5 protein-coding genes and 1 riboswitch are annotated in these 6177 nt (G+C 63.7%); of the genes, 2 read left to right on the top strand and 3 right to left on the bottom strand.

Annotated features, from left to right (window positions below):
• Nucleotides 1-282 precede the first annotated feature (282 nt).
• Nucleotides 283-472: riboswitch (cobalamin riboswitch) on the top strand.
• Nucleotides 473-604: 132 nt separating this feature from the next.
• Together EII26_RS06765 and EII26_RS06760 are read left to right on the top strand one after the other, a co-directional pair.
• On the top strand, nucleotides 605-2947 hold the full coding sequence (locus EII26_RS06765) for an anaerobic ribonucleoside triphosphate reductase (protein WP_124888392.1): 2343 nt from the start codon (nucleotides 605-607) through the stop codon (nucleotides 2945-2947).
• A gap of 46 nt (nucleotides 2948-2993) precedes the next feature.
• Nucleotides 2994-3488 carry a 4Fe-4S cluster-binding domain-containing protein gene (locus EII26_RS06760; protein WP_233572647.1) on the top strand — a complete coding sequence of 165 codons (495 nt, stop codon included), beginning with the start codon at nucleotides 2994-2996 and terminating at the stop codon, nucleotides 3486-3488.
• Between the two features lie 118 nt (nucleotides 3489-3606).
• Here EII26_RS06760 and EII26_RS06755 read toward each other — a convergent pair whose 3' ends face one another.
• From EII26_RS06755 to EII26_RS06745, 3 genes are all read right to left on the bottom strand, one after another.
• The gene (locus tag EII26_RS06755; protein WP_158612194.1) at nucleotides 3607-4302 is read right to left on the bottom strand and encodes a lysozyme inhibitor LprI family protein; all 696 of its coding nucleotides are present in this window, start codon (nucleotides 4300-4302) and stop codon (nucleotides 3607-3609) included.
• A gap of 103 nt (nucleotides 4303-4405) precedes the next feature.
• Nucleotides 4406-5011, bottom strand: coding sequence for a DUF4276 family protein (locus EII26_RS06750; protein WP_124888389.1), 606 nt, complete (start codon nucleotides 5009-5011; stop codon nucleotides 4406-4408).
• A complete protein-coding gene (locus EII26_RS06745; protein WP_124888388.1) occupies nucleotides 5008-6171 on the bottom strand; it encodes an AAA family ATPase in 1164 nt (387 codons plus the stop codon). The genes EII26_RS06750 and EII26_RS06745 overlap by 4 nt, the downstream gene beginning before the upstream one ends.
• Nucleotides 6172-6177 lie beyond the last annotated feature (6 nt).

Raw genomic sequence — 6177 nt, 5'->3', positions numbered from 1 at the left:
TTAAGCCTGTGAGCGCCGATGGTACTGTATGGGGTACATACGGAAGAGTAGGTCGCCGCCAGAAAACAGTATGAATACAACACGAAGCCCCCCAGCCAAAATGGCCGGGGGGCTTCGCGCATCTTATGGTTTTCCTTTCTTAAAAGCTCGTAAGAACTTGGAACGAGAAAGAGCAATTTTTTCCCCCGCCCTTTGGGGTGGGCCGATCCTATTGTATAATGAGGCCGTCGTTCGGGCCGCCGATTCTTTTGTTCCGTTTTTCGGACGGCCTGATGATGTCAATTGAATACTTCAGGCGCAGGTGCCGGCTCGCGGGCCGGCGAAGAGGGAAGCAGGCGCAAATCCTGCACGGTCCCCGCCGCTGTGAAGGGGGAGGCGTTTCGCATAGTTTCACTGGGCGGGTTTGCCCGGGAAGGAGCGAAGACGGCCGAGGATCCCAAGTCAGAAGACCTGCCTGGGCCGCAGACACCGACCCCTACGGACGATAGGGAGGGTGTGCCGGCCTCCTTTTTCTTGTCCTCCAGGTTGGGCGCTCCTTCATGTTATCCGTGAAGGAGCGCTTTTTGATGGGCTGCCGGGGGCTCGAGAAGACGAGGAGGCTTCCATGTTCGTAAAGATCAGAAAACGGGACGGGCGCGAGGTGCCCTTCAACGCGGAGAAGATTGCCGATGCCATTCTGAAGGCCTTGGCCGCGGTTGCTGCGGATACGGGGGAGCCCGCCCGGCAGGATGAGGCGCTGGCCCTGACGGAACAGGTCGTCCTGCGCATGGGGAAGGAGCTTTCGGGGCACGTCCCTCAGGTGGAGGAGATCCAGGATATCGTGGAGAACGTCCTCATCGATTCCGGCCGGGGTCGGGCGGCGAAGGCCTACATCCTCTATCGGGCTCGGCGGAGCCAGGCGCGCGAGATGAAAAGCCGCCTGATGGGCATCTACGAGGACCTCACCTTTCGAGAAGCGCAGGACAACGACCTGAAACGGGAGAACGCCAACATCGACGGCGACACCGCCATGGGGACGATGCTCCGCTACGGCTCCGAGGGAGCGAAGTATTTCAACGAGATCTTCGTTTTGCGCCCCGAGCACGCGGAGGCGCACCGTAACGGCGATATCCACATTCACGACATGGACTTCCTCACCCTAACGACCACCTGCTGCCAGATCGATCTTCGCCGGCTCTTCAAGGGCGGGTTCGGCACGGGGCACGGCACGCTGCGCGAGCCCGCGGGGATCCGCAGCGCCGCTGCCCTGGCCTGCATCGCGCTTCAATCCAACCAGAACGACCAGCACGGCGGGCAGAGCATCCCCGCGTTCGACTTCGCCCTGGCGCCCTACGTGGCCAGGACCTTTCGGGGACTCTACCGCAAGAACCTGATCAAGGCCCTCGGCATGGTCTCCGACGAGGGCGACCTCGCCGAGTGGGTCGGCGCTCTCCACGAGGAGCTGCAGGGCTCCCCGGACGGGACGATTGCCTTGGACAGGGCCGAGCCCTTCCAGCTTAGGGAGTTCGAGCGCCTGGAACGGCGTTTCGGGGACGCGCCGGCCCTGAGGCGCGCCCAGGCTCTGGCCCTTCGGGAGGCGGAGCGCGAGGTGGACCGAGAGACCTATCAGGCCATGGAGGCCCTGGTCCACAACCTGAACACCATGCACAGCCGAGCCGGAGCACAGGTGCCGTTCAGCTCCCTCAACTACGGCACGGACACCTCGCCCGAGGGGCGCATGGTCGTCAGGAATCTGCTGCTGGCCACGGAGGCCGGGCTGGGGAACGGGGAGACGCCCATCTTCCCCGTGAGCATCTTCAAGGTCAAGGAAGGGCTGAACTACAGCCTCCGCGACCCGAATTACGACCTGTTCCAGCTGGCCTGCCGCGTCAGCGCCAAACGGCTCTTCCCGAACTTTGCGTTCATCGACGCCCCCTTCAACCTCCAATACTACCGTCCGGGGCAGGCGGATACCGAGATCGCCTACATGGGCTGCCGCACGCGCGTCATCGGCAACGTCGCGGACCCCGACCGCCAGGTCGTCACGGGGCGCGGGAACCTGAGCTTCTCCAGCGTCAACCTGCCGCGTCTCGGCCTGACGAGCGGCCGGAACCGGGGGGAGTTCTTCAAACGTCTGGACGAGCGGATCGACCTGGTGATCCGGCAGCTGCTGGACCGACTTGAGATCCAGTCCAGGAAGAAGGTCAAGAACTTTCCTTTCCTGATGGGGCAGGGGGTTTGGATGGACTCCGAGAAATTGGGCTGGAACGACGAGGTTCGGGAGGTGCTGCGGCACGGATCGTTGTCCGTGGGCTTCATCGGCCTGGCGGAGTGCCTCAAGGCCCTGACCGGAAAGCATCATGGCGAGAGCGAGGCGTCGCAGGCCCTGGGCCTGGAGATCGTCGGCCACATGCGTTCGCGCATGGACGAGGCCGCCCGAAAGTACGGGCTCAACTTCACCCTGCTGGCGACCCCCGCGGAGGGGCTTTCCGGGCGTTTCGTGCGGATGGACCGGAAGCGCTTCGGCCCGATCGAGGGGATCACCGACCGGGACTACTACACCAACAGTTTTCACATCCCCGTCCACCACAAGATCGGCGCGTTCGACAAGATTCGATTGGAGGCGCCCTACCACGAGCTGACCAACGCGGGGCACATCACCTACATCGAGATGGACGGCGACCCGTCCCGCAACCTCAAGGCGTTCGAGAAGGTGGTGCGTGCCATGAAGGAGGCGGGGATCGGGTACGGGGCCATCAACCACCCGCTGGACCGCGACCCTGTCTGCGGCTACACGGGCGTGATCGAGGACGTCTGCCCGGGCTGCGGGCGCTCGGAGGGCGGGGTGCGGTTCGAGCGCATCCGGAGGATCACGGGCTACCTGGTGGGGACGCTCGACCGGTTCAACGACGCCAAGAAGGCCGAGGAGCACGACCGTGTGCGCCACGCCGGGACGGAGCAGCGATAGGCCCGGGAAAATGAAACCCCTTGAAGGGGCGTCCACGAGGCTTCGCGTGGCGGGGATCGTCGAGGAGTCGTTCGTGGACGGGCCCGGCATTCGGTTTGTGGTCTTCGCCCAGGGGTGTCCGCACCGATGCCCCGGCTGCCACAACCCGCAGACCCATTCTTACACGGGCGGGATGCTGATGGAGCCCGGCGCGATCCTCGCCCGGATGGCGTCGAACCCACTCCTGGACGGCCTGAGCCTGAGCGGCGGAGAGCCCTTCGAGCAGGCTGGCCCCTTCGCCGAGCTGGCCGAGGGGGCGCATGCGCGCGGGTACGACGTGATGACCTGGACCGGCTACACCTTCGAGTTCCTGCTGGAGCATCGGGACGGGAGGCCCGGATGGCGCCGCCTGCTGGAGGCGTCGGACGTCCTCGTGGACGGCCCCTTCCTCATCGGTCGGCGCAGTTTGGGGCTGCTTTACCGGGGCTCCGGGAACCAGCGCGTTCTGGATCTGAGGGAGTCGCTGAGGGAGGGACACGCGGTCCAGCTCCAGATTCGATGAAGGCGGCGATCTCGGTTTCAGGCCGTTCGTGCGAGTGGAATCGATGGGCCAGCCTGGCGGACGCGACAGGGCCCGGGGGAAATCCCCGGGCCCTCGATCCCAACGCCGGCACGATGCGCTATTTCCTGAGCTTCTGCCGGACGTAGACCCCGTCCAGCTCCACCCCCATACCGCACCAGCCGCCCTCCTTGAACGCGTCCGTGGTGGTCACCGTCGCCCTGTCCCCCTCGAAGGTCACGGTCATTTTCCCCTCCTCGTCCTCCGGGTTGACGATCTCGGCGGTGCCGTCCTTGAGGTCGCCCCGGCCGGAGAGTGCGCCCGATCGGACGTTGTCCGGCCTGAGCACGAGCACCGCCTCGACCTCCGCCTCCAGCTCGGGGCGGGAGCGGTCCCTCTGGCGGACCTTCAGCCATCCGTTTTCCTTGCCGTCCTCGCCCCTTCGGACATAGTAGCCGGGGGCTCCGTCGGTCAGGGCCTTCAGAAGGGCGACGTCCAGGGCCTCCCGGATGTGGTCCGCCCGGCCGTTCGTCACCTCGGTGTAGGCCTGGAGGGCGGTCATGCTCCCTTCGTCCATCAAGACCCTGGCCTCCGCGTCCCGTCCCTTGGCGTTCCAGTCCCTCTGTTGCTTCTTCAGTTCCTCGAACGCGGACTTCGGCATGGACCGCTTCGCCTCGGCCCAGGCCTCGTTCAGGGCCCGATCCGCGGCGGCGAACTCCGGCTCCTTCATCATCTCGCGGTATTCCGGGTCGCTCAGCGCCGTCGCGGTTCCCGCCAGAAGAACCCAAAAGCACAGCGCGGCAAAGAACTTTCTCATCGTCTTCATCTCCTCCCAGAATAAAGCCGAGCAGCCGTACTCTCGATTTTATGGCGCTATCGGCAGGATGTCCAAACTCGCAGCCGTTGTTTTACCTTTGGGCCTATGGAATGACCGGGACCTTGGACAAGCTCAGGATCGTGTTGATGAAGGCCTTGAGCTCCGGACATTGTTCGATCGCAACGGACAGATCCTTGTCTCTCAGTATTGCCTTGGCGTCGCGGGGCTTGGAGTAGCTCCTGCAACGGCTTCCCGCTTCAAAGACCTCCTTGATCCAATACGCGGGAGGTTTGCCGTGATCGACGGACTCTGGATTTTTCGAGGGCACGTTCTTGTTATGCCCGGCCATCTTCTGAATCGTCGTCCAATAGGGCAACAGCCACGCCTCGAAATCGTGCTGTGCCGCGTGGGGGTGAAATCGCGGCTCCTCCCCTACCCAGCCGAGCATCTTTCTCTTCGCGTCGTCGGCGTCATGGAAATCGGGCGGTCGGGTTCCCGTGTAGACGTCCGTCAGCGCGACAACGTGATCCGTTCCGTCCGCCAGCAGGGCCAGCACCAACCGTTTCAATTTTTCTCCCTTGGGAACGCGACCGTCTTGGGGGACGAAATCCAATTTTGGCATCCGGGCAATCCGTGTTCTCAAAAAATCGGAGAGGGCCTCCTTAAAGGCCGTCTCCGTCCTTCCTTCCACGATAATCGAGATCTTCACGCCCGCCCTCCCATCCGCCCCATCCGCCAGACCTCGTCCAAAGCATAATCTTCGAGCCAGGTCTCGAGACCCAGGGCGTCCGCAGGGGTCACCGTCGCCTCCCCTTCCTCGCCGACATCCATCACATAGACCTCCTCCGGCTTCAAAAAGCGGACGAATCGGTCGGAATGGGTCGCGACGATCAGCTGCGTCCTGCCGGAGGCCTCCCGCATCAGATCGGATAACAAGGCCAGAAGCTCGGGGTGCAGACTTACCTCGGGCTCGTCGATCAGCGTCATCATCGGGAGCTCTGGGCTCTGGAGCAGCGCCGTCAGCCAGAGAAAGCGCAGGGTGCCCTCGGAAAGCTCGTCTGCATACATCGGGCTGGAAAACTTTTTGTCCTTCCAGGACAACGCCAGCATCCCGGAGGCCGCGGGCGGAAAGCTCAACGCCTCAAAGTCCGGGAACGCCGCCTTCAGGGCATCCGTCACCGCGTCGAAGCGCGACCGGTTACTCTCCCGCAGAGCGTACAGGAACGGGAGAAGATCCTCTCCATTGGCCCCCGGGAGTCCCACGGGCTTCACAGACTGGGGCAGCCTCACCGGGGCACGGTTTCCCACGTCCAAGGCGTGATACTGCGTAGCGGTCGCCAGAATGCGCCGCAGGGCCTCCGGCTGGCGGAACATCTTGGGAACCTGCGCAAGGGCTGTCTCCACGGGGTTGTAGTCCCAATTCGGGGCGTCGAGCTTCCCTGCCTCTGCGTTGAAATATTGAATTCTTCCGTGGCGGGAATCGATATGGAGGAAGGGCTGAGCATACCCCAGTTTGCGTTGCGACAGCGTCTCCTCGGCGATGGAAAATCCCACCCCCTCGGACTCCAGTCGAAGCCGATACATGAGTGGCTCGTGGCCGGGGACCTCCATCTCCACCGACAAGGTGATCCCCCCACATTTGCTGCGAGTGAGCAATTTTGCGACCCCCCCGAACCGGGACAGGGTCTCCCCCAGCTTTCCCGCGGCCGAAGCGGACAGGAGGGTAAGGGCGTCCAGCAACGAGGTCTTTCCCACGCCATTGGCGCCGATCAGAACCATGAAAGGCTTCACCGCAATATCCACCGAGCGCAGCCTTCGAAACCCCTCGATCCCGATCCGCCGAATGCGGTATGCGGCTCTGTCATCCATGTGGCT

This window comes from Fretibacterium sp. OH1220_COT-178, from assembly GCF_003860125.1.
Taxonomy (GTDB): Bacteria; Synergistota; Synergistia; order Synergistales; family Aminobacteriaceae; genus CAJPSE01.
Note: the sequence above shows the minus strand (reverse complement) of the source record. Positions and strands in the feature narration are given on the sequence as shown.

Excerpts from the sequence above, each read along its gene's own strand:
- EII26_RS06755 (WP_158612194.1), bottom strand. The coding sequence starts at position 4,302 with ATGAGAAAGTTCTTTGCCGCGCTGTGCTTTTGGGTTCTTCTGGCGGGA.
- EII26_RS06765 (WP_124888392.1), top strand. The coding sequence starts at position 605 with ATGTTCGTAAAGATCAGAAAACGGGACGGGCGCGAGGTGCCCTTCAAC.
- EII26_RS06745 (WP_124888388.1), bottom strand. The coding sequence starts at position 6,171 with ATGGATGACAGAGCCGCATACCGCATTCGGCGGATCGGGATCGAGGGG.